Below are 23274 nucleotides of genomic sequence, written 5' to 3' on the forward strand. Positions count from 1 at the left end.
CCCGGACGGCCGCGGTCGCGGTGCGGGTCACGGCGCTCCGCCCCTGGAGATCAGCTCCTTGGCGAGCCTGCGGTAGGCGTCCGCGCCGGAGTGGTTGGCGGCGTAGGTGGTGATCGGCTCGGCGGCGACCGTGGCGTCCGCGAACTTGATGGTGCGCTTGATGACGGTCTCGAAGACCTTGTCGCCGAACGCCTCCACGAGCCGGGCGATCACCTCGCGGGAGTGCAGCGTCCGGGCGTCGTACATCGTGGCGAGGACGCCGTCGATCTGCAGGCGCGGATTGAGGCGGTCCTGTACCTTCTCGATGGTCTCCACGAGCAGCGCCACGGCGCGGAGCGCGAAGAACTCGCAGATCAGCGGGATGATCACGCCGTGCGCGGCCGTCAGCGCGTTGACCGTGAGCAGACCGAGGGACGGCTGGCAGTCGATCAGGATGACGTCGTAGTCGTCGGCCACCTTGCGCAGCGCCCGGTCCAGCACCTGTTCACGAGCCACCTCGTTGACCAGCTGCACCTCGGCGGCGGAGAGGTCGATGTTGGCGGGCAGGAGGTCGATGTTCTCGATGGCGGTCCGCTGGATCGCGTCGTGGATGGTGACCTTACGGTCCATCAGCACGTTGTACACCGTCACGTCGAGTTCGTGTGGATTGGTGCCGAGGCCGGCGGAGAGTGCGCCCTGCGGGTCGAAGTCCACCAGGAGGACGCGCCGACCGGCTTCAGCGAGCGCTGCTCCCAGGTTGATGGTCGACGTCGTCTTCCCGACCCCGCCCTTCTGGTTCACCATGGCGATCACGCGCGCGGGGCCGTGCGACTCCAGCACGGGCGGCTCGGGGAACTCCGTGACAGGGCGGCCCGTGGGGCCGAGATCGGCCTCCGCCACGCCGGGCAGAGTGGTCGGACCCTGTTCGCTGCTCACCTATGTGTCCACGCTTCCATCAGTATCGGTGCTGCGGGTCCGTGCATCGGCGCGGCCCGCGTTTCGTCTAGTCAACGGTACAACGCCGGGCAGCACCCCCGTGGAGGGAGCACGTCGGCGCCGGACGAGCCTTGAGCCTCAGCCTGACGTCGAACGTTGCTGCGGCGGCTCCGGCCGAGCGCGCCGCCCGCGGCGCTCCGGGCCGGACGTCCCGGGTCGATGCCACCACGCACGACGGCGGCGAGCCGGAGTCCGGTTCGCCGCCGTCGTGGCGGGTTGTGCGCCGATCAGGCGCGGCCGTGGTCAGCGGGCGGAGGTGTTGCCGACCGCCGCATCGGTGGTTGCCGCGGAGCCGCCTTCGACGTCGTTCCCGAAGCGGTGGTCCGTGCTCATGGTGGTCTCGTCGAACGGGAGACGACCCTCGAGCACCTCGTCCACGCGTGCGCGGTCCAGCTCCTTGGTCCACTTCCCGATCAGGACCGTCGCGACGGCGTTGCCCGTGAAGTTGGTCAGCGCGCGGGCCTCGGACATGAAGCGGTCGATGCCGACGATCAGGCCGACGCCGTCCACGAGGTCGGGGCGGTGCGACTGCAGGCCGCCGGCCAGGGTGGCCAGCCCGGCACCGGTGACGCCCGCGGCGCCCTTGGAGGCGATGATCATGAAGACCAGCAGGGAGATCTGCTCACCGAGGGCCAGGGGCTTGCCGAGGGCCTCCGCGACGAACAGCGCGGCCATGGTGAGATAGATCGCGGTGCCGTCCAGGTTGAACGAGTACCCCGTGGGGACGGTGACACCGACGACCGGCTTGGAGACTCCGAGGTGCTCCATCTTCGCGATGAGGCGGGGAAGTGCCGCCTCCGAGGACGAGGTGCTGAAGATGAGCAGGTACTCGCGGCCGAGGTACTTCATCAGCTTGAAGATGTTCACGCCCGTGACGGCCCGCAGCAGTCCGCCGAGGATGACCACGATGAACAGGGCACACGTGAGGTAGAAGGCGATCATGAGGGTGGCCATGCTGATGATGGCCTGGACGCCGGTCTCCCCGACCACGGCGGCGATGGCACCGAAGGCGCCGATGGGCGCGAGCCACATGATCATGACCAGGATGCGGAAGACGAGCGCCTGGATGTGACCGATCCCGCGGAGCACGGGCTTGCCCGCCTCACCCATCTTCTGGAGCGCGAAGCCCACGAGGAGTGCGACGAACAGCGTCTGGAGGATGCTGGGACCCGTCAGGGCGGACAGCAGGGTGGTGGGGATGATGCTCAGCAGGAAGCCGACGGTTCCGCTCGACGCCCCCTCGGCGCTCTCCGGGACGTCGTAGGTGGACCCGGAGATGTCCAGTCCCTCGCCGGGCTGGATCAGGTTGCCGACCACGAGGCCGATCGCCAGGGCGAAGGTGGACATCAGCATGAAGTACCCGAGGGCGAGGCCGCCGACCTTGCCGACCGTCGCTGCCTTGGCGATGGAACCGATACCGAGCACGATGGTGCAGAAGATGATCGGGGCGATCATCATCTTGATGAGATTGATGAAGCCCGTTCCGAGTGGCTTCAGCGTCTTCGCGAACTCGGGAGCGGCGAGGCCGAGAATCGCTCCGAGGACGACGGCCGCGATGACCGCGATGTAGAGGAAGTGGGTCTTGTCGACCTTCTTGCGAGGCTGAGCCGGTCCGCCGTCGGACCGCGCTGACGCGATGGCCATGGTGTACTCCTGGGGTCGTGCCGCCCGGCGGCTCGCGGCGGACGAGGGTCTTTCGTCGTCCACCGGGTCTGACCAGGAAGCATAAGGTTGAATGGTTCCTGGTCATCATGGCACCCGACGTGACCCCGATCACGATTGAGTTCATACTGGTCGTGGCCCGCACCGGGCCCGCCGTTCCCCGAGCGGCGACACGGGAGGGAGCAGGATCACCGCGTGAGCCGATGGAGCCTCGCTCGGCAGTTCTTCCTGGTGCAACTCGTCGTCACGCTCGCCCTGTCGGTGTCCCTCTCCGTGATCCTCTACGTCGACGCCGAGAGGGGCGCGAACGCCTCCGCCGCCGAACGCATGCTGGCGGTCTCCACCGCCATCGCACTGGAACCGGATGTCCTCAGGGCCGTCGAGGGGCCGGATCCCACGGCTGACCTCCAGCCGTACGCCGTGGCGGTCATGGACGAACTCGGCATCGACTTCATCACCATCATGGGGACCGATCGCACGCGTTTCACCCATCGCAACCCGGAGCAGATCGGGAAGCCGTACATCGGGTCGGTCGCCGAGGCGCTCGCCGGCGGCACCCACACCGAGACCTACGCGGGGACGCTCGGGCCGTCCATCAGGTCCATCGTGCCCGTGAGGGACGGGGACGGGACCGTTCGGGCCATGGTGGCTGCGGGCATCACGGTGGACCGTGCGGCGATCGCCCGCAACGCGCAGCTGCCGCTGGTCGCCGGTATCGCGCTGGGCGCACTCGGGCTCGGAGCCCTGGTCTCCTTCCTCCTGAGCAGGCGCCTGCGGGATGCGACCCTCGGCATGGGGCCGGCCGAACTCTCGCGCACCTTCGTGTTCTACGACTCGGTGCTGCACTCCGTCCGCGAGGGCCTGCTACTCACCGATGCCTCGGGTCGGCTGGTGCTCTACAACGACCAGGCCGCCCGTCTGCTCGGCCTCGACGGCAGCCAGGAGCCCGTACCGGCCTCGCAGCTCGCCGTGACGCCGTCGCTCCGTGAGCTGCTGTCCACGGGGAGGCGCGCACACGACGAGGTGCACCTCACGGAGGACCGCGTGCTCGTCGTCAACCAGGAGCCCGCGGTCCCACCGGGGCCGGCGCGACGGGGCCGCTCGGAACCGGGGCCGCTCGGCACCGTGACCACGCTCCGTGACCACACGGAGATCGAGGCGCTCACCGGTCAGGTCGAGACGATGCGCACACTGACGGACGCGCTGCGCTCGCAGACCCACGAGCACGCGAACCGCATGCACACCATCGTGTCGCTGGTCGAGCTCGGCAGGAGCGCCGAGGCCCTGGACTTCGCCACGCGCGATCTGCAGCAGTCCCAGCGCCTCACGGACGAGGTGGTGGAGGCGATCGACGAGCCCTTCATCGCGGCACTGCTGCTCGGGAAGGCAGCCCAGGCGAACGAGCGCGGCGTCAGGTTCGTCCCGGAGATCGCCGACGACGCCGGCGCGGGCTCCTTCAATCCGGTGGACCTCGTGACGATCATCGGCAACCTGCTCGACAACGCCTTCGACGAGGCGGCGGCCTCCGACGAACCGCGTGTGGTGCTGACCGTCGCGCGTGACGCTCCCGCGTTGTCCGAGGGGTCGGCCCGCCTCCTCATCGTCGTGGAGGACAGCGGGAACGGTCTGCCCGACTCCGAGAAGGCGAGGGTGTTCGACTTCGGCTACAGCACCAAGGACCCGCACAGTGCGGGTACGGGAGCGGGGCGCGGTATCGGCCTGGCCCTCGTACGCCAGGCCGTCCAGCGGTTCGAGGGCTCGCTCGAGGTGTCGGACACGGACGACGGCGGCGCGCGCTTCTCGGTCCGGCTCCCCTACCCGGTGAGCACCGCGGACGCGTCGGACGCCGCGCACCCCGACCGGACGGGTGCGCGTGCCACCCTCGGCTCCGGCGCGCACGCCGGCGCGCACGTCGATTCGAATGCCATCGCAGATGACGCGATCCGGACCCCGGACGGTCGTGACCCTCCATGAGCGTCATCCGCGTCCTCGTGGTGGAGGACGATCCGATTGCCGCGGACGCCCACGCCGAGTACGTCCGGCGCCTCGAGGGGTTCGAGCTCGCCGGTGTCGCCCGGAGCGGGGCCGAGCTCGCGGCCTTCCTGCATCTCGCGGGGGACGCCGCGGGCCGGGCGGACACGACGGTGGACCTCATGCTCCTCGACATGAACCTGCCGGACGCCCACGGACTCGACATCATCCGCAGGGTGCGCGGGCTCGGCCTCCCCGTGGACATCATCGCGATCACCGCCGTGCGGGATCTCCACGTGGTCCGGTCCGCGATCTCCTCGGGGATCGTCCAGTACCTGATCAAGCCGTTCACCTACTCGGCGTTCAGCGAGAAGCTCGGCGCCTACCAGGACTTCCGGCGGAACCTCGTGGAGCAGGCGACCGCCACCACCCAGGCCGAGGTGGACCAGGCGTTCGCGTCCCTCAGGACGCTCACCGCGCCATCCCTGCCGAAGGGTCTGTCCGCGGAGACCCTGCGCGCGGTGTCCGCGCTCCTCAAGGGACGCTCGTCACCGACCTCCGCGATCGAGGTCTCGGAGGCGCTGTCCATGTCCCGGGTCACGGCCCGGCGCTACCTCGAGCACCTGGCCGACCAGCAGTCCGTCCTGAGGACACCGCGCTACGGGACGCGCGGGCGGCCCGAGTTCGAGTACAGCTGGGCGCGGCGACCCGGGGAAGGGTAGCCGGGGGCCGGGCCTTCCCCCGCGCAGCTCGGACGGGCGAAGGACTCAGTCGCCGGTCACGTCCGTCCTCGGTCGCAGCAGGGGCGCCAGCGCCTCCAGCACGGACGGGTCCTCGATGGTCGAGGGCACCGCGTAGTCCTCCCCCGCCGCCATCTGACGCATGGTCTTCCGGAGGATCTTGCCGGACCGCGTCTTCGGCAGCGCGTCGACCACGGTCGCGGACCGGAAGTCGGCGACAGGACCGATGGTCGTGCGGACCAGGTGGACGAGCTCCGCCTGGAGGGCCGTGCCGTCGAGGGTCACCCCGGCCTTCAGGACCACGTAGCCGCTGGCGCGCTGTCCCTTGAGAGCGTCCTCGAGCCCGAGGACCGCGCACTCGGCGACCGCTGGGTGCTGGGCGATCACCTGCTCGATCGCGCCCGTGGAGAGCCGGTGCCCGGCCACGTTGATGACGTCGTCGGTCCGTCCCATCACGAACACGTAGCCGTCCTCGTCGATGTAGCCGGAGTCGCCGCTCGAGTAGAACCCGTCGAACGCCCGGAGGTAGGAGTCCCGGTAGCGCTCGTCACTGCCCCACAGCGTCATCAGCGTTCCCGGGGGCAGCGGCAGGCGCAGGGCGATACTGCCCTCCGCCCCCGGCGGCAGCGGTTCCCCTGCCTCGTCGAGGACGACGACGTCGAACCCCGGGGACGGCAGCGACGGCGATCCCGGCTTCAGCGGCACCCCGCCGAGGCCCCGCGGGTTGGCGCAGATCGGCCAGCCCGTCTCGGTCTGCCACCAGTTGTCCACCACGGGCACGCCGAGGACGTCCCCGATCCACGCGGACGTCCCGGTGTCGAGCCGCTCCCCCGCCGAGAAGAGGGACTCGAGGGAGGAGAGGTCGTGGCTGCGCAGGAGGGCGCCCTCCGGGTCCGCCCTCCGAATGGCCCTGAGGGCGGTCGGTGCGGTGAACAGCGCCTTCACGCGGTACTGCTCGATCAGCCTGCCGAACACGCCCGCGTCGGGCGTGCCGAGGGGCTTGCCCTCGTACAGGACCGTCGTCGCCCCCACGAGGAGGGGCCCGTAGACGATGTAGGAGTGCCCCACCACCCACCCGACGTCGGAGGCCGTGAGCATGGTGTCGCCCGGGCCGATGCCGTAGATGGCCCGCATCGACCACGACAGGGCCACGGCGTGGCCCCCGTTGTCGCGCACCACGCCCTTCGGTGAACCGGTGGTCCCGGACGTGTAGAGGATGTACAGCGGGTCGGTCGCCGCCACGTCGACGGGCGCGGCGGGGTGGGCGCGGGAGACGGCCTCGTCCCAGTCGACCCAGGTGCCCTCCTGCTCGATCCCGTGGTCGAACCCGTCCCGGTGCTTCACCACCACGGGCGTGCCGGCGCTTCCCGCGAGCGCGAGGGCCTCGCGGACGGCCGGCAGGTACTCGACGCGCCGTCCGGGTTCGAGCCCACCGGTCGCGGTCACCACCGCCGAGGGTCGGGCGTCGCGGATGCGCGCGGCGAGTTCGGCGGGAGCGAACCCTCCGAACACCACGGAGTGGACGGCCCCGAGGCGAGCGGTGGCCAGCATGGCGATGACGGCCTCGGGGATCATCGGCAGGTACACGAGGACGCGATCCCCCTTCCCGACGCCGAGTCCGGCCAGGACGCCGGCGAAGACCGCCACCTCGTCCCGGAGTTCCGCGTAGGAGTAGCTGCGGGAGACACCGAGCATCGCGGAATCGTAGACGAGGGCCGTCCGCTCCCCGTGACCGGCGTCCACATGCCGGTCCAGCGCGTTGTGGCTCGTGTTGAGGCTCGCACCCGGGAACCACCGGTACAGCGGGGCGGACGAGTCGTCGAGCGCGGTCGCCGGCGGTGTCACCCAGTCGACGGAGCCTGCGGCGTCCAGCCAGAACCGCTCGGGTTCCGCCAGGCTGGCGGCATGCAGGCGCGCGTAGTCCTCGTACCCGTTCCCGGCACTGTTCCCGGCACTGTTCACTGCTGCAGCCATGATCGCCCTCCCTCGCGCGGTGGGGGAACGGTACCACAGCGCCCACGGACCGGGATCGCGCTGTGTATACAGAGCAGGCGTCGAACGCCGATCTGGCCGACTCGTGCTGGTCATCCCAGCGGGATCTGTATACATTGAAGACTGTTCGCGCCCTCATGCGGTGGTGGTGTCGGGAGAAAGGAAGGCTCGGTTTGCGCGCAAGTGATCGCGCCTACGGCCTCCTCCGCGCCGACATCGTGGAGTGGCGGCTCGCCCCGGGCGACCTCCTGGCCGAGGTCGAGCAGTCCGCCCGGCTCGGCGTCTCCCGCACACCGCTCCGCGAAGCGTTGTCCCGTCTCGTCGCCGAAGGCCTCGCCGCACCCCATGCCGGCCGGGGCGTCGTCGTCTCCGCCATCTCACTGGACGCCGTCGCCGATCTGTTCGACGTGCGCCTTCCGCTCGAGTGCGCCGCGGTGCGCCTGGCCGCATCGCGCGGACCCGCCGACGTCTTCGCGGCGCTGGCCATGGAGTTCGAGGCCGCCGCACACGCGCTCGCGACGGACGGACGGCACGAGGACTACTACCCCCTGGTCGCCCGGCTGGACCAGGGCATCGACGACGCCGCGGGCAACCCCTATCTCCTGCAGGCGCAGAAGCCTATCCGCACGCACCTCGCGCGGGTACGCAGACTCGCCCGGGACAATCCTGCCCGGCTCCTGGCCTCCGCGCGCGAGCACGAGCAGGTGGCCCTCGCTATCGCATCGGGCAACGCCGACCTCGCCGAGGCCTCCATGCGCGTCCACCTGCACAACAGCCTCGGTCACCTCCTCGCGCAATCCCCGGTCGACGCCGGTCACGCACCCGCCTCGCCGTCGACTCGGACAGGGATACCCGCGAGGAATTCACCGAGATCCGCCCCATCACTCGTCCCCTCAGCCGTCCCGGCCCATCGCCCTGCCCCCCGCCCAGCCCCTCCCACCGCGTCCCCGAAGGAACACCATGGTTGATCTGCACCCCGTCCGCGTCCACCGCAGCGAGGAGAACCTCCCGACGACCGGCCAGCTCGCGTGGAAGATCGCGGAGGTGGCCACGGACCCGGTGGACGTCACCGCGGACGTCACCGACATGGTCATCAACCGCATCATCGACAACGCATCCGTCGCCATCGCCTCCCTCACGCGGGCACCCGTCGTGGCCGCGCGCTCCCAGGCGCTCAGCCACCCCGTGTCCGCGAACGGCGCGGGAGCCTCCGTCTTCGGGGTGGACACCCCGGTCTCGGCGGAATGGGCCGCCTGGGCCAACGGCGTCGCGGTCCGGGAGCTCGACTACCACGACACCTTCCTCGCCGCCGACTACTCGCACCCCGGCGACAACATCCCGCCGATCCTCGCCGCGGCGCAGCACACCGGCGCCTCGGGACGCGATCTCGTCCGCGCGATCGCCACCGGGTACGAGATCCAGGTGGACCTCGTGAAGGCCATCTGCCTCCACGAGCACAAGATCGACCACGTGGCGCATCTCGGGCCATCCGCAGCGGCCGGGATCGGCACGCTCCTCGGGCTCGCACCCGACGTCGTCTTCCATGCGGTCGGTCAGGCCCTCCACACGACGACGGCGACTCGACAGTCCCGCAAGGGCGAGATCTCGACGTGGAAGGCGCACGCACCGGCCTTCGCGGGCAAGATGGCCGTCGAGTCCGTGGACCGGGCCATGCGCGGGCAGACCTCGCCCACACCCATCTACGAGGGTGAGGACGGCGTCATCGCCTGGCTGCTCGACGGTCCGGACGCGGCGTACGAGGTGCCGCTCCCCGCTCGCGGGGAGGCCAAGCGGGCCATCCTCGACACCTACACGAAGGAGCACTCCGCCGAGTACCAGGCGCAGGCCTGGATCGACCTCGCGCGACGGCTGCACGGCGACCACCCCGAGGTGATCGACCCCGCGAACGTCGCCTCGATCGTCATCCACACCTCGCACCACACCCACTTCGTGATCGGCTCCGGGGCCAACGATCCCCAGAAGTACGATCCGACGGCCTCCCGCGAGACCCTCGACCACTCCATCCCGTACATCTTCACGGTGGCGCTGCAGGACGGGCGCTGGCACCACGAGGACTCCTACGCCCCGGAGAGGGCAGCACGCCCGGACACCGTGTCGCTGTGGCACAAGGTCACCACCGTGGAGGACCAGGAGTGGACCCGGCGGTACCACTCCCTCGACATCGCCGAGAAGGCCTTCGGCGGCCGCGTCGAGATCACGCTGACGGACGGCACCGTCATCACCGACGAGATCGCCGTCGCGGACGCCCACCCGCTCGGGGCGCGGCCCTTCGCCCGCGCCGACTACATCGCCAAGCTGCGCATGCTCGCCGCGGGGATCATCGAGGACGCCGAGCTCGACCGCTTCCTCGCCGCCGTCGAGTCATTGCCCGACCTGCCTGCCGGGTCGCTCGGGCAGCTGAACGTGGTCGCCCGCCCCGGCCTCCTCGATGCGGCCGCCGCGCCGCAGGGACTCCTGTAGGAGGGGCCGTGCTGTACTCGGACGTCACACCCTCGCAGAAGCGCCGCGCTCTCCGGGACGGGCTCGCCTCCGGACGTCTCCAGCAGTTCCCGGGAGCCTTCAATCCCCTGTCCGCACGCCTCATCGGTGACAAGGGCTTCGACGGCGTCTACATCTCCGGCGCGGTCATCGCCGCCGATCTCGGATTGCCCGACATCGGCCTCACCACCCTGACCGAAGTGGCGCAGCGGGCGGGACAGATCGCCCGCATGACGGACCTCCCCTGCATCGTCGACGCCGACACCGGCTTCGGCGAGCCCATGAACGTGGCGCGCAGCGTCCAGGAACTCGAGAACTCCGGCCTCGCCGGGTGCCACATCGAGGACCAGTTCAACCCCAAGCGGTGCGGCCACCTCGACGGCAAGAACGTCGTCGATCTCGACACGGCGGTCAAGCGGGTGCGGGCCGCCGCGGACGCACGCCGCGACCCCGACTTCCTGATCATGGCGCGGACCGACATGCGGGGCACGGACACGCTCCTGGCCACGCAGGAGCGCGCTCGCGCGCTCGTGGACGCCGGCGCCGACGCGATCTTCCCCGAGGCCATGCGCAGTCTGGAGGAGTTCGCCGCCATCCGCGACGCGGTGGACGTGCCGATCCTGGCCAACATGACCGAGTTCGGGAAGAGCGAGCTCTTCACGGTGGACCAGCTGCAGGGCGTCGGCGTGAGCATCGTCATCTACCCGGTGACCCTGCTCCGCAGTGCGATGGGCGCCGCCGAGCGTACGCTGGACTCGATCCGGGCGCACGGCACGCAGGAGCCGGCCGTGGAGCAGATGCAGACACGCAGCCGGCTGTACGAGCTCGTGGACTACGAGGGTTACAACCGCTTCGACTCGTCCGTGTTCAACTTCGAGGTACCGGGCGGCGCGTCCGCCGCCCCGCCTGCACCCGCAGGTCCAGATGCACAGGAGGAGCGATCGTGACAGAGCCGCAGATCTACAAGGGCCTCGCGGGTGTGGTCGTGGACCACACCGCCATCTCGAAGGTGAATCCGGAGTCCAATTCCCTGCTGTACCGGGGATATCCCGTGCAGGAGCTGGCCGGGCACCGCGACATGGAGGACGTCGCCCATCTGCTCTGGCACGGTGAACTGCCGGACGCCGCCCAGCGCCGCGAGTTCGACGCCTTCGAGCGCGCGCACCGTGCCCTGCCCGAGGAGGTCGTCGCTGCCATCGACCTCCTCCCGCTGACGGCGCACCCGATGGACGTCGCACGCACGGCCGTCTCGGTGATGGGCGCGCGTCATCCGCTGGCGGCCGACAACTCGGTCGAGGCGAACATGGAGAAGGCGGCCACGCTGTTCGCCGCCTTCCCCGCCGTCGTCGCCTACGACCAGCGACGCCGCCGCGGCCAAACCCTCGTCGAGCCGCGCGACGACCTCGGGTACTCCGCCAACTTCCTGTGGATGACATTCGGCGAGGAAGCCCCCGCCGAGGTGATCCACGCGTTCGACGTCTCGATGGTCCTCTACGCCGAGCACTCCTTCAACGCCTCCACCTTCACCGCGAGGGTCGTCACCTCCACGCTCGCCGATCTCCACTCGGCGGTCACCGGGGCCATCGGCGCGCTCAAGGGTGCCCTGCACGGCGGAGCGAACGAAGCCGTCATGCACACCTTCGAGGAGATCGGCATCCGGGAGGACGAGAGCGCGGAGGACGCCGCGGCCCGGGCGAAGGCCTGGATGGAGGACGCCCTTGCGCAGAAGAAGAAGGTGATGGGCTTCGGACACCGCGTGTACAAGAGCGGCGACTCACGCGTGCCCACCATGAAGAAGGCCCTCGACGCGATGGTCGCGTACTACGGACGCAGCGAGATCCTCGGCCTGTACTCGGGGCTCGAGACCGCCATGGACGAGGCGAAGGGCATCAAGCCGAACCTCGACTACCCCGCCGGGCCGACCTACCACCTCATGGGCTTCGACACCGAGATGTTCACGCCGCTCTTCATCGCCGCGCGCATCACGGGGTGGACGGCACACGTCATGGAGCAGGCCGCTTCGAACGCGCTGATCCGCCCGCTGAGCCTCTACAACGGTCCCGAGGAGCGGCACGTCCCCTGACGGATTCCCGCTGCGGCGGCCCCACCGGGCTGCCGCGGCGTGAATCAGGAGAGGACGGCCTCCGCCACGGCTTCGTTGTCCTCCGCCATGACGATGCGCGCGTCGATCATGGCGCCCTCGAGCAGCCGGGGTAGCCAGTGAGGCGCGTCCTGCCACATCGCCTGCCACGGGATGGAGCCGACGGGGTACCAGCGGGGCTCGATCTCCTCGCAGGGCACCGGTTCGACGTCGCCCACGTCCGCAGTGAAGAGGGACGCAGCCATGTTCCAGCCCGGCTGGGCAGGGAAGGCCCAGCGGATTCGACCGGCGGACCGCACCGACGACGGCGGCAGCTCGAGGGCTGTCTCCTCGCGCACCTCGCGGACTGCAGCGTCGAGGTCCGACTCCGCGCCGTCGATCTTGCCGCCGATCGCCACGACCCGTCCGGTACCGAAGCCGGTGAGCTTGAGCCCGAGCAGCACGTCCCGGGAGCCGCCGACGGAACGGAAGATGAAGCACAGGACCACGCGTCGGTAGGTGACGCCGTCGAGCATCACCCATTCGCCCGAGGTCTCGGGAGACGTATCGCGAGGTTCGGGGTGCTCAGGCACGGGCCCTCGGATGCGCGGCGGCGTAGACCTCGCGCAGCGTGTCGGCCGTGACGAGCGTGTACACCTGCGTGGTGGTGACGGACGCATGCCCGAGGAGTTCCTGCACCACCCGGACGTCGGCCCCGCCCTCGAGGAGGTGCGTCGCGAAGGAGTGGCGGAGCGTGTGCGGCGAGACGTCGCGCGTCACCTGCGCCCGCTCGGTCGCCGACTTGAGGATGCTCCAGGCGCTCTGTCGGCTGAGCCTCCCACCCCGCATGTTGAGGAAGAGGGCGGGTCCGCCGGCTCCCGAGACCGCGAGGGTGGGCCGGCCGCGCACCAGGTAGGCGTCCACCGCGCGAGCCGCGTAGGAGCCGACGGGCACGAGCCGCTCCTTGGACCCCTTCCCCAGCAGCCGGACGACGGCGGGGCCATCGACCGAAGCACTGACGGAGACGTCGTCGACGTCGAGACCCACGGCCTCGCTGATCCTCGCTCCCGTGGAATACAGGAACTCGAGGAGCGCTCGGTCTCGCAGGCCGGGCGGTGTGGAGGTGTCGACGGATTCGAGGATCCGGACGACGTCCGCCACGGGGATGGCCTTCGGCAGCCGCTTCCCCGTCATAGGTGGGTGCACGTCCCTTGCGGGATCACCCGGGGTGATGCCCTCCAGGGCCCAGAACCTGTGCAGTCCGCGGACGGAGACGACGGTCCGGGCTGCGGACCGCGGGCTGAGGGGAGCCAGCCCGTCGTCACCGGAGACGACGGCCTGCGCGAAGGCGGACACGTCGTGCCGCGTGATGCGCTGCACCTCGTCGACACCGCGATCCACGAGGAAGGCCTGGTACCGGCGGAGGTCCCGCCGGTACGCGGCCAGCGTGTTGACGGACAAGCCGCGCTCCACGGACATGTGCTGCAGGTAGTCCCGCACGAGCTCGGCCACGGGACCATCCGGTTGCTGCGGCTGGGCGCGCGGACCGGCCGCCTGCTCCGCACCGGCGTGCGAACCGTCGGACGGTAGCGATTGAGCGCGCGGACGGTCGGACTGCTCCGCCTCGACGTGCTGGGCGCTCACCGACGGTTCGTCGACTCGCTGCTCGTCGGCTGGATACCCGTCGGTCCCATACCCGTCCGCGCTCGGCGATGCCCCAGGCACGGCGGTCAGGTCCCGAGGACTGCGCCGTGCGGCCAGGTGGAGTGCTGGCTCGGATGCTCCGGCCAGGGGGCGAGAGCTGGCCGAAGGTCCACGAAGCCGTTCTCGCGTGCCACGCGCACCGCGAGGATCGCGGCGACAGCGGACGGGCTGTGGATGCGGCCCTCGAGCACCGCGGCAACCGCGGCGTCCAGGTCCACCCATGCGAGTTCGATCTCGGCTTCCTCGTGGGTGCGGGTGTGACGGTCGGCCTCGGGTACCTCGCCGATCCCCCGGGCAAGGTAGACGCGAAGCGCCTCGGAGGACGAACCCGGCGAGAGGAAGAGGTCCACGAGGACGTCCCACTGCCGCGCCGTGAGGTCGGCTTCCTCGGCGAGCTCACGGGCGGCGGCGTCCACGAAGTCCTCGCCCTCCTCGTCGAGCAGACCCGCCGGGATCTCCCATAGGGCCATCCGCACCGGGTGGCGGTACTGGCGCAGGAGGAGCACCCGGCCGTCGTCGTCCAGCACGAGGACCGCCACGGCACCCGGGTGGCGGATGAAGTCCCGTGTGATGGTCTCGCCGTCCTCCGTGAGCGTGAACCGCTCGCTCACGACGTCCCACACGCGCCCCTCGTAGACGGTGGAGGTGCCGAGCAGCCTCCGGGGACTCTGCTCGTCACCGAAGCCGGACTCGCTGAACGAGGTCACATCAGACCTTCGTGGTCCGGCGCCCGAGAGCGGCCTTCACGAGACCGGCGAACAGCGGGTGCGGACGCGTGGGACGCGAGCTGAGCTCCGGGTGTGCCTGCGTGGAGACGTAGTACGGGTGCACGTCCTTCGGCAACTCGGCGAACTCCACCAGCTTTCCGTCCGTCGTCGTGCCGGAGAACACGAGACCGGCGTCCGAGAGCTGCTGGCGGTACTCGTTGTTCACCTCGTAGCGGTGGCGGTGGCGTTCGAAGACCGTCGTGCGGCCGTAGGTCCCCGCGATGACGGAGCCCTCCTGGAGCTTCGCCTCCCAGCGGCCGAGGCGCATGGTCCCGCCCATGTCGCCGTCGCCGGCGACGATCTCGAGCTGCTCGGCCATGGTCGCGATGACGGGGAACTCGGTGTCCGGCTCGAACTCGCTCGACGACGCGCCGACCAGTCCGACGACGTTCCGTGCGTACTCGATGACCATGCACTGCAGTCCGAGGCACAGTCCGAGGGTCGGGATCTTGTTCTCCCGTGCGTAGGTGAGGGCGCCCAGCTTGCCCTCGAGTCCGCGGATACCGAACCCTCCCGGGATGCAGACGGCATCGACGCCGGCGAGCGCCTTCTTCGCCCCCTCGGGAGTGCTGCACTCGTCGGAGGGCACCCACTTGATGGTCACCTTCGCCTGGTTGGCGAATCCGCCGGCACGCAGGGCCTCGGTCACGGACAGATAGGCGTCGGGGAGGTCGATGTACTTGCCCACGAGGGCAACCTCGACCTGGTGCTTCGGGTTGTGGACGGCGTCGAGAAGCTTGTTCCACTTCGTCCAGTTGACGTCCTTGAACTTCAGGTCGAGGGCCTGGACGATGTACGCGTCGAGCCCCTGCGCGTGCAGGGTCTTCGGGATGTCGTAGATGCTCGCGGCATCGGCGGCGTTCACCACGGCGTCGATGTCGACGTCGCACATGCGCCCGATCTTCTCGCGCATGGCTGCCGGGACCTCGCGGTCCGAGCGGATCACGATGGCGTCCGGCTGGATACCGATGGAACGCAGCATCGCGACGGAGTGCTGCGTCGGCTTGGTCTTCAGTTCCTGCGAAGGGCCGATATAGGGCACGAGGGAGACGTGCAGGAAGAACACGTTGTTCCTGCCGACGTCCTGACGGACCTGACGCGCCGACTCCAGGAACGGCTGGGACTCGATGTCGCCGACCGTCCCGCCGATCTCCGTGATGATGACGTCGGGCACCTTCTTGCCTGCGGACGGCTCCGCGGGCAGACGCATGCGGCGCTTGATCTCGTCGGTGATGTGCGGGATGACCTGGACGGTGTCGCCGAGGTACTCACCCCTGCGCTCCTTGGCGATGACCGTCGAGTAGACCTGACCGGTGGTCACGTTGGCCGAGCCGTCGAGGTTCTCGTCGAGGAACCGCTCGTAGTGCCCGATGTCGAGATCCGTCTCGGCGCCGTCGTCGGTGACGAAGACCTCGCCGTGCTGGAAGGGATTCATCGTGCCGGGATCCACGTTGAGATAGGGATCCAGCTTCTGCATCGTGACGGAGAGGCCGCGCGCCCTCAGGAGGTGACCCAGGCTGGATGCCGTCAGTCCCTTGCCGAGTGAGGAGGCCACGCCGCCAGTCACGAAGATGTGCTTGGTCGTTGCGGGTTTCAGGAACCGGGAGTTTATTTGCTGCGCCACGGAGTTCAAGGCTATCACCGAGCGGACGTGCGGGCGGCATCCGCGAGGAGTTCCTCCGCATGTGCACGCGCTGACGCCGAGTCCTCCTGGCCTGCGAGCATCCTCGCGAGCTCCCGCACCCGCTCGTCGTCGGGCAGGACCTCCACGTCGCTGGCCGTGAAGCCGCCACCGTCGCCGTCCCGTGTGACGTTCTTCGTGACCCTGATGTGACGCGCCGCGAAGGCGGCGACCTGCGGCAGGTGCGTCACGACGATGACCTGGACGTGCTCGGCCAGCATCGCCAGGCGGCGTCCGATCTCCACGGCGGCCTTGCCGCCCACCCCGGCGTCGACCTCGTCGAACACGAAGGTGGGCACGGGATCCACCGCGGCGAGCACCACCTCGATGGCCAGCATCACGCGCGAGAGCTCACCGCCCGAGGCGCCCTTGCCGAGAGCCCTCGGCCCCGAACCGGGATGCGGCTGCAGCAGGAAGGCGATGTCGTCGGCGCCGTGGACGGTCAGGGACTCCGCCGGGGTCACCTCGATCAGGAGGCGTGCGTCCGGCATCGCGAGGGCGGTCAGCTCGTCGCTGACCTGCTGGGCGAGGTTCTCCGCCGCCGTGCGGCGCAGGGTCGAGAGGTCCTGCCCGAGCTGGTGGACCCGGCTGTCGAGATCGGCGATCACGTCGTCGAGCTCCTCCACCCGGGAGGAGTCGCTGCTGAGCTCGAGGAGTCGCTTGACGGCGTCCTCCTGCCAGGCCAGCACGTCGTCGATCGTGGGAGCGTACTTCCTCACCAGAACGGACAGCGCGGCACGGCGGGACTCCACCTCCTCGAGCCTGCCCGCCCCCTCTCCGTCCAGCGACGCGCCGTAGCCCGCCAGTTCGGCAGAGATGTCGGCGAGGAGGTAGCCCACCTCGGCGAGCCGCTCCGCGAGCTTCCCGAGATCGGGGTCGTGCTCCGCGACGGCCTCGAGCTGGCGCTTCGCCTCGTCCGTGAGCGACACCGCGTCGGCGCCGGCGCCGATGTCGTCGGAGACGAGTGCCTGGTGGGCCAGGAGGGCCGCGGTCCGCAGCTCCTCGACGTTGCCGAGGCGCATGGATTCCGCCTTGAGCGCGACGTCCTCCCCCGGCTGCGGTTCGAGCTCCCCGATCTCGGTGAGCGCCGCCTCGAGGCCCTCGGCCTCGCGCAACCGCTCGCGCGCCTCATCTTGGAGGCGCTCCCGCTCGGCGAGGGCGTCACGCCACGCATGGAAGGTCGAGCCGTACTCCCGGAGGGCGGCCTCGACCGGCTCGCCGCCGAACTTGTCGAGCGCCTGCCGCTGGGCCGGTGCGCCCTTCAGGCGCAGCTGGTCGGACTGCCCGTGAACGACGACGAGCTCGTCCCCGAGTTCGGCGAGGACACCCACGGGTGCTGCCCGGCCGCCCACGAAGGCCCGGCTGCGGCCCTCGCTCGTCACGGTGCGGGCGAGGATGAGTTCCGCGACGCCGTCGTGCTCCTCGAGCGCGGCTCCTGCGTCGGCAGCCCTCAGCGCCGCAGCGCTGCCGGGGTCCAGACGCAGCACGGCTTCGGCCGAGGCCGACTTCGCCCCGAGGCGGACGGCACCGGCGTCGGAGCGGGCACCACGGAGCAGACCGAGGGCGGTGATGACCATCGTCTTGCCGGCGCCCGTCTCCCCGGTCACGACCGTCAGTCCCGGGCCGAGGCTGAGCGTGGCGTCGGTGATGACGCCGAGGTCCCTGATGCGCATCTCCTCGATCATGAACTCGCCCCGTCCGGATCCGTCGACGGATCAGCGTGCTTCACCGGATCGGCGTGCCGCACCGGGTCCTGGTGCGTCACGGGCCCGCGCCAGCCCTGCACGGGAAGTTCGAACTTCCGCACGAGCCTCTCGGAGAACGGCGTCTGGCGGGTCCGTGCAAGGCGGACCGGGTGGTCCGACCGGCGAACCTCCACGCGCGCACCGGACGGCAGGTCGATGCTGCGGCGGCCGTCGCACCAGAGCACACCGGAGGCGTCGGTCCGGGTGAGGAGCTCGACGGCGAGCAGCGAGGTGGGCGCGACGACGAGAGGTTTGGCGAACAGGGCGTGGGCGCTGATCGGGACCATGAGCAGGGCTTCGACCTCCGGCCACACCACGGGCCCGCTGGCCGAGAAGGCATAGGCCGTGGATCCCGTCGGGGTCGCCAGCACCACGCCGTCGCACCCGAACGCGCTGACGGGACGGCCGTCGACCTCCATGACCACCTCGATCATGCGCTCCCGGTTGGCCTTCTCGATCGCTGCTTCGTTGAGCGCCCAGCTACTGCCCAGGAGCGTGTCCCCCAGCCAGACCAGGACCTCGATGGTGGTGCGTTCCTCCACCGTGTAGTCGCGGTCCGCCACCCACCGCACGGTCTCCTCGAGGTCAGCGCGCTCGCTCTCGGCGAGGAACCCGACGTGACCGAGGTTGACGCCGAGCAGTGGTACGTCGGCATCGCGGACCAGTTCGGCGGCACGCAGGATGGTGCCGTCGCCGCCGAGCACCATGACGAGCTCGACGTCGTCGAGGTGCACGTCCTCGCCGAGCACCTCTGCGGGCGCGGCGAGGACGCCGTACTCACGCTGGATATCGGCGAGCTCGTCAGCGCTCACCACGGGCTGCAGCCCGAGGTCGTGCAGGCGCGTGCACGCCTCCTGCGCGGCCACCATCGCTTCGCGTCGACCGGTGTGCGCGAGCACGAGAATGCGTCTACTCATGAAGCTCCGTCTGATTGGTCGGGCGGGACGGACGCGGAAACAGGCCGCTCTCCTCGAGCGACTGGTCCGCCATCCGGTCCAGCTCCTCCTCGATCCTAGGCACCATCGCGTCCGAGGGCATCTTTATCCACACGAAGTACTCGACGTTGCCGTCCTGACCGGGGAGCTCGCTCCGGGCGACCCCGCCGATCGCGGTACCGAGCCCGAGGGCGGTCCTCAGGACGCCGACGACGGCGCGTCGCCGTGCGTCGTCGTCCGTCACCACGCCGAGGCGGTTGAGCGCACCTCGCCCCACCTCGAACTGCGGCTTGACCAGGAGGAGCAGGTTCCCACCGGCCCGCGTGGCTCCGACGAGCGCGGCCACAACCAGCCGGAGCGAGATGAAGGACAGGTCGGCGACGGTGAGGTCCACCTGGCCGCCGATCTGCTGTGGCTCGAGGTGGCGGACGTTCATCCCCTCGAAGACCTGCACGCGGGGGTCCTCCCGGACCTGCTGCACCAGCTGCCCGTGCCCGACGTCGACCGCCGCGACCTCCCGCGCACCCCGTCGGAGCAGCACGTCCGTGAATCCTCCCGTGGATGCGCCGGCATCCAGGCACCGGGCTCCCGCGGGGTCCACCGCGGAGAAGGCACGCAACGCACCGTCGAGCTTCGTGCCCGCACGGCTGACGAAGTCCTCGCCCAGCCCATCGACCAGGACGTCGTCGAGCGGGCGGACGGTAGCGGACGCCTTGACGGTCACCGCACCGCCCACCGTGACGCGACCCGCGGCGATGAGCTGGGCCGCCTGGGAACGGGAGCGCGCGAGACCGCGGGTCACCAGCTCCTGGTCAAGACGCGCCATGGTCTCCTGCCCCCCGGAGCGCCCGCTCCGGGGCGAGCTCCCCGCTCAGGCGATCATGGACCTCCTGCAGGAGAGAGGCGTGCCCCCCCACGGGCGTGCGCCCGAGGGCGTCCAGCGCCGAGGCGATGCGATCGACGTGAGGGTCCCCGCTCGACCACGCGGCGTCCTCCGGTTTGTCCGTCACCGCTGCGCACCCTCCACGACCGTCGTCGGTGCCGCAACATCCGCGGGCTCCACGCGACCGGTGCCGGTCGGTTCGGCGGGGGCAGTCGCTGCGCGATCACCCGATCCCCCGCCGCCGAAAGCGACGCCGTGCGTGTTCGCTGTGTTCGCCCCGACCGGCGGCGTGAAACGCACATCGGGCTCGGAAGCCGTGTCGGTCGTCGGGTACGCCTCCCACCATGCGGCGCAGGCGGCTCGCCAGCTGTCGACGTCCTCCTCGGAGCCGACGACGTCGATCGACGTACCGTCCACCGTCGCCGAGGACCGTCCGCAGGAGAAGGTGCCGTCGGCCGAGGTGACCCGGGGGTACGCCTGGTACAGCTCCGCCAGCGAGCTGATGAGGAACACGGGGCGCTGATCGCTCGACGCAGCAAGTGCCGTCCGCACCGTGTCGATGCCCGTCAGCACGAGGGCCGTGGTCATGCTGGCCCTGTTCCCGCCGAGGATGTCCGTGTCCAGGCGATCGCCGACCACGAGGGCGCGGTCCACTCCCGCATGACGGGCGGCGGTCCTGAACAGGGCGGCTTCAGGCTTCCCGGCGACCAGCGGCGTCCGCTTCGTCGCTGCAGCCACAGCTCCGACGAGCGTGCCGTTCCCGGGCGCGATGCCCCGTTCCTGTGGGATGGACATGTCGGTGTTGGTCGCGACCCACACGGCTCCGGCGGCTACGGCGTAGGCCGCCTCGGCGAGGTCCTTCCAGCCGAGATGCGGCGAGAACCCCTGGATGACGGCGTCCGGTCGGTCCTCGGCCGACGCGACGACGGTGAGTCCCTGCGCCCGCACGGCTTCGGCCAACGTCTCGCTGCCGACGACGAGCACCGATGCTCCAGCGGCGACCTCGCCGGCGAGCAGCTCGGCGCCGGCCAGCGCGGACCCGAAGACCTGCTCGGCCGTGGCCGGCGCACCGAGTTCACGCAGGTGTGCCGCCACCTGCTCCGACGATCGGGAGGCATTGTTCGTCACGTAGGCCAGGCTCTTGCCCTCGGTCGCCAGTCGCTCGAGAGCGTCGGTCGCTCCAGGAATCGCCAAAGGCCCCGCGTAGACGACGCCATCCAGGTCGGTGAGCACGACGTCGAAGGCGTCGATCAGGCGCGGGCCCGTGGGCTGCGTGTTCATTCGGCGCTCTCCTGATCAGTTGTCCGCGTGCTGTCGGCCGAGCGTCGTGGTGCGACGGGGTCCATGGTGAACAGCATCTCGGACTGCTCCGGCTGCTGCTCGTCCTGCTCAGCATCGACCTCAGCATCGTCGTCTGCTGGATTTACCTCGTCGAGAACGACATCACCACTGCTCGCGGGTGCTCCGTCGTCCTCTGCGTCAGCTGCCGACTCTGCGCTGTCGGCAGGGTCACCTTCGCCGGTCGGACCAGAGAGAAGATCCGTCACTGCACCGTCATCCGCCGCGCCGTCAGTATCGAGCCGAACCTGATGCTCCACGTCCTGCTGCTGTATGTCGTCGCGCACTGCGTCCTGGTGCTCCATGACGTCCTGACGCACCCCGTCCTCGAGTTCCGGGGCCTGAAGAGACTCGGCAACGGCCTGCGGCGCAGCGCTCTCGGCGTCCTGCGCCGTCGTTCCACTCGTGGACCCGCCGCTCATCTCCGCAGTGTGGGTCCCAAGTAGATCCGACACCTTGGGTACCGGCTCGGCTACGACCTCATAGTCGTCCCCGAGGTCGATGATGTCCGGTTCGGTGTCGTCGTCGTTGCCGAGGGCTCGATCTGCGACGTCGGCTTGCCTGCGCCACCGCCCTGACTCGCTGGACCGCCCCGCGGCGTCGAGCGCGTCTGCATAGGCGCGGAACAGGCGTGGGCTGTAGGAGAAAGCCTTGTGCAGATCCAGCTGCGGAATCTCCAGCGCGGAGACTGCAGCGTCGAACTGACCGAGGTCGGCCCGCGCGCCGCTCACCACCATCGCCAACTCGACGGTGCCCGCGACGTCCAAGGACGCAGCCTCGTCGGTGCGCGCGAGATCGAGTGCCCGATCGGGCCGACCGAGACCCCGCTCGCAATCCGCCATCACCGGCAGATGCACGTTCAATCCGCTGATACGCCGGAACGTCCTGAATTCGCGGAGAGCCTCGCCGTAGTGACCAGCCGCATAGGCGGTGAGACCCACGGCCTCGCGCACAGCGGCAAGGCGACCACCTCGCCGACTCGCCGCAAGGGCATGCTGAAAGGCCAACTCCGGATCGAGATCGATCAACCGGCCTGCCATGACGAGGTGCTTCGCAACCCAGAGAGCGCTCCGCTCCTCGAGATTACGGATCTGGGCGCGGGTCACCCGATCGAGTTCATCGCCCTTGACGTCCTCATCGATCTCCGGTGACCGTTCCCGGTCCGGGCGGTTGGCACTGCGCAGGTCGCGTGCGTTGGGAACGCGAGGGCCGGCCGAGGGCGCAGCTGGACGGTTCGGTCCGCGACGATCATCGGAGCGCCGATCAGCACCGCCTGCTGGGTCCTGGCGGTCGGTCGGACGTCGGAATGGCGTGGTCCTGTCGGAGGAACGCCCGTCGGGAGACCGCCGTCCTTCACGTGCGCGGTCACCATAGGAGGGGCGGTCCGGTCGCGCGCCCGAACCACCGGACGGACGATCGGCGCGCGCATCGGTGCGACCGAAGCGTCCGTGCTTGTCCGCGGAGCCGGAGGCCGAACCGCCGCGCGACGCCGAGCCGCGCAGCTGAGCACCCCGGTCCTGATCACCACGGCGGTCGCCTCCTGTAGCGCCGCGCGTACCGGCGCGGTCGACTCCCGAAGTGCCGCGCGTACCTGCGCGATCGCCTCCTGAAGTGCCGCGGGGGCCTGCCTTGCCGTCGGCCCCACGATTGCCGCGTGCGAAGGGTGCCTTACGGTCGGGTGACGCATGTTGATCCCTGGAATCGGACCGTGGCGCCGACGCACGCTCCGACCGCACGCTCCGGTCCCGCCCGGCATCGCTCGGACCACGTCCCTCAGCGGCTTCGGTGGTGCCTGTGCCTCGTCCTGATACATCCCCGCCATCGGCCGAAAAGCCCTCGGTGCGCGACGCGCGTGTCGCTTCTCCCCTGGTTCCGGTGTCCGCAGAGGCGCGGTCCGACCGGTCCGACGACGCATCGTCCCGAGTACCGGACGCGCCGCTCACGGGGGCGGAGGAAGCCGCCTGGGCATTGGTCTTCGAGCCCCAAGCGTGTCGACGGGCGGGAGGCGTCCTCACCTGCTCCTCGTCACGGCTCCCCTGAGAGCCGGATGCGGCCCCGCGATCCTCGTTCCGTCCAGAGTCGTGCTCCTGATCGGCCATGGTTGCGGCGTCCTCTCGTCGAATGCCGGCAGAAGGAAGCCGACGCGTCTCTATTGTTCTGTATGTACTGCTCTTCAATGGAACCACGAGAGCCACTCATGATTCCTGCCCCACGTTGCTTCCCGCCCGGTGCGGGTGCTGGTCCGTGTTGAGGGGGTGTTGGGGGGGGTTAATGGGGTGAGGCCCCGCACCTGGTGGTGTGG

At 70.0% G+C, this 23274-nt stretch carries 17 protein-coding genes and 1 pseudogene; 6 read left to right on the forward strand and 12 right to left on the reverse strand.

All coding sequences use genetic code 11. The annotated features are described in order from the left end of the window. Positions 1-27: 27 nt before the first annotated feature. Both AC4D12_RS08570 and AC4D12_RS08575 read right to left on the reverse strand, forming a co-directional pair. The gene (locus AC4D12_RS08570) at positions 28-915 is read right to left on the reverse strand and encodes a ParA family protein (protein ID WP_490949466.1); all 888 of its coding nucleotides are present in this window, start codon (positions 913-915) and stop codon (positions 28-30) included. 303 nt (positions 916-1218) lie between these two features. Further along, entirely contained in the window at positions 1219-2619 is a 1401-nt protein-coding gene (locus tag AC4D12_RS08575) for a cation:dicarboxylate symporter family transporter (RefSeq protein ID WP_490949467.1), read from the reverse strand. 213 nt (positions 2620-2832) lie between these two features. Between AC4D12_RS08575 and AC4D12_RS08580 the strand changes: the two genes are divergently transcribed. Then, the gene (locus AC4D12_RS08580) at positions 2833-4611 is read left to right on the forward strand and encodes a sensor histidine kinase (protein ID WP_490949468.1); all 1779 of its coding nucleotides are present in this window, start codon (positions 2833-2835) and stop codon (positions 4609-4611) included. Continuing rightward, entirely contained in the window at positions 4608-5330 is a 723-nt protein-coding gene (locus AC4D12_RS08585) for a response regulator (RefSeq protein WP_490949469.1), read from the forward strand. Before AC4D12_RS08580 ends, AC4D12_RS08585 begins: the two co-directional genes overlap by 4 nt. 45 nt (positions 5331-5375) lie before the next feature. Here the strand turns inward: AC4D12_RS08585 and AC4D12_RS08590 are convergent, their stop codons facing one another. After that, positions 5376-7322, reverse strand: a complete 1947-nt coding sequence (locus AC4D12_RS08590; RefSeq protein ID WP_490949470.1) for an AMP-binding protein — start codon at positions 7320-7322, stop codon at positions 5376-5378. A 191-nt stretch (positions 7323-7513) separates the two neighbouring features. Between AC4D12_RS08590 and AC4D12_RS08595 the strand changes: the two genes are divergently transcribed. Genes AC4D12_RS08595 through AC4D12_RS08610 form a run of 4 tightly spaced genes read left to right on the forward strand, consistent with a single transcriptional unit; the run spans position 7514 to position 11922 of the window. Next, the gene (locus AC4D12_RS08595; protein WP_490949471.1) at positions 7514-8308 is read left to right on the forward strand and encodes a GntR family transcriptional regulator; all 795 of its coding nucleotides are present in this window, start codon (positions 7514-7516) and stop codon (positions 8306-8308) included. Beyond that, positions 8301-9821, forward strand: coding sequence for an MmgE/PrpD family protein (locus AC4D12_RS08600; RefSeq protein ID WP_490949472.1), 1521 nt, complete (start codon positions 8301-8303; stop codon positions 9819-9821). Before AC4D12_RS08595 ends, AC4D12_RS08600 begins: the two co-directional genes overlap by 8 nt. An 8-nt stretch (positions 9822-9829) precedes the next feature. After that, positions 9830-10786, forward strand: coding sequence for a methylisocitrate lyase (prpB, locus tag AC4D12_RS08605; RefSeq protein WP_490949473.1), 957 nt, complete (start codon positions 9830-9832; stop codon positions 10784-10786). Next, positions 10783-11922 (forward strand): bifunctional 2-methylcitrate synthase/citrate synthase, encoded by a 1140-nt coding sequence (locus AC4D12_RS08610; RefSeq protein WP_490949474.1) that lies wholly within the window; start codon positions 10783-10785, stop codon positions 11920-11922. The genes prpB and AC4D12_RS08610 overlap by 4 nt, the downstream gene beginning before the upstream one ends. Positions 11923-11966: 44 nt before the next feature. Here the strand turns inward: AC4D12_RS08610 and AC4D12_RS08615 are convergent, their stop codons facing one another. The 9 genes and pseudogenes from AC4D12_RS08615 to AC4D12_RS08655 form a co-directional block, all read right to left on the reverse strand. Continuing rightward, a complete protein-coding gene (locus tag AC4D12_RS08615) occupies positions 11967-12512 on the reverse strand; it encodes an 8-oxo-dGTP diphosphatase (RefSeq protein WP_490949475.1) in 546 nt (181 codons plus the stop codon). Then, complete coding sequence (gene xerD, locus AC4D12_RS08620) at positions 12505-13431, reverse strand: site-specific tyrosine recombinase XerD (RefSeq protein WP_490949524.1); 927 nt, start codon at positions 13429-13431, stop codon at positions 12505-12507. The genes AC4D12_RS08615 and xerD overlap by 8 nt, the downstream gene beginning before the upstream one ends. 218 nt (positions 13432-13649) lie before the next feature. Next, positions 13650-14330, reverse strand: a complete 681-nt coding sequence (locus tag AC4D12_RS08625; protein ID WP_490949476.1) for an NUDIX domain-containing protein — start codon at positions 14328-14330, stop codon at positions 13650-13652. A 1-nt stretch (position 14331) separates the two neighbouring features. Further along, on the reverse strand, positions 14332-16032 hold the full coding sequence (pyrG, locus tag AC4D12_RS08630; RefSeq protein ID WP_490949477.1) for a CTP synthase: 1701 nt from the start codon (positions 16030-16032) through the stop codon (positions 14332-14334). Beyond that, positions 16029-17756: a DNA repair protein RecN gene (gene recN, locus AC4D12_RS08635; protein WP_490949478.1), complete on the reverse strand. Its 1728-nt coding sequence runs from the start codon at positions 17754-17756 to the stop codon at positions 16029-16031. Before recN ends, pyrG begins: the two co-directional genes overlap by 4 nt. Further along, positions 17753-18733, reverse strand: coding sequence for an NAD kinase (locus AC4D12_RS08640; protein WP_490949479.1), 981 nt, complete (start codon positions 18731-18733; stop codon positions 17753-17755). The genes recN and AC4D12_RS08640 overlap by 4 nt, the downstream gene beginning before the upstream one ends. Next, the gene (locus tag AC4D12_RS08645; protein WP_490949480.1) at positions 18726-19577 is read right to left on the reverse strand and encodes a TlyA family RNA methyltransferase; all 852 of its coding nucleotides are present in this window, start codon (positions 19575-19577) and stop codon (positions 18726-18728) included. Before AC4D12_RS08645 ends, AC4D12_RS08640 begins: the two co-directional genes overlap by 8 nt. Before the next feature lie 354 nt (positions 19578-19931). Beyond that, positions 19932-20915 (reverse strand): annotated as a pseudogene (locus tag AC4D12_RS08650) (HAD-IIA family hydrolase); the annotation flags it as partial. Next, positions 20912-22078, reverse strand: a complete 1167-nt coding sequence (locus AC4D12_RS08655) for a hypothetical protein (protein ID WP_490949481.1) — start codon at positions 22076-22078, stop codon at positions 20912-20914. The pseudogene AC4D12_RS08650 and the gene AC4D12_RS08655, both read right to left, overlap by 4 nt. Positions 22079-23274 lie beyond the last annotated feature (1196 nt).

This window comes from Arthrobacter sp. TJ-266, assembly GCF_058269115.1.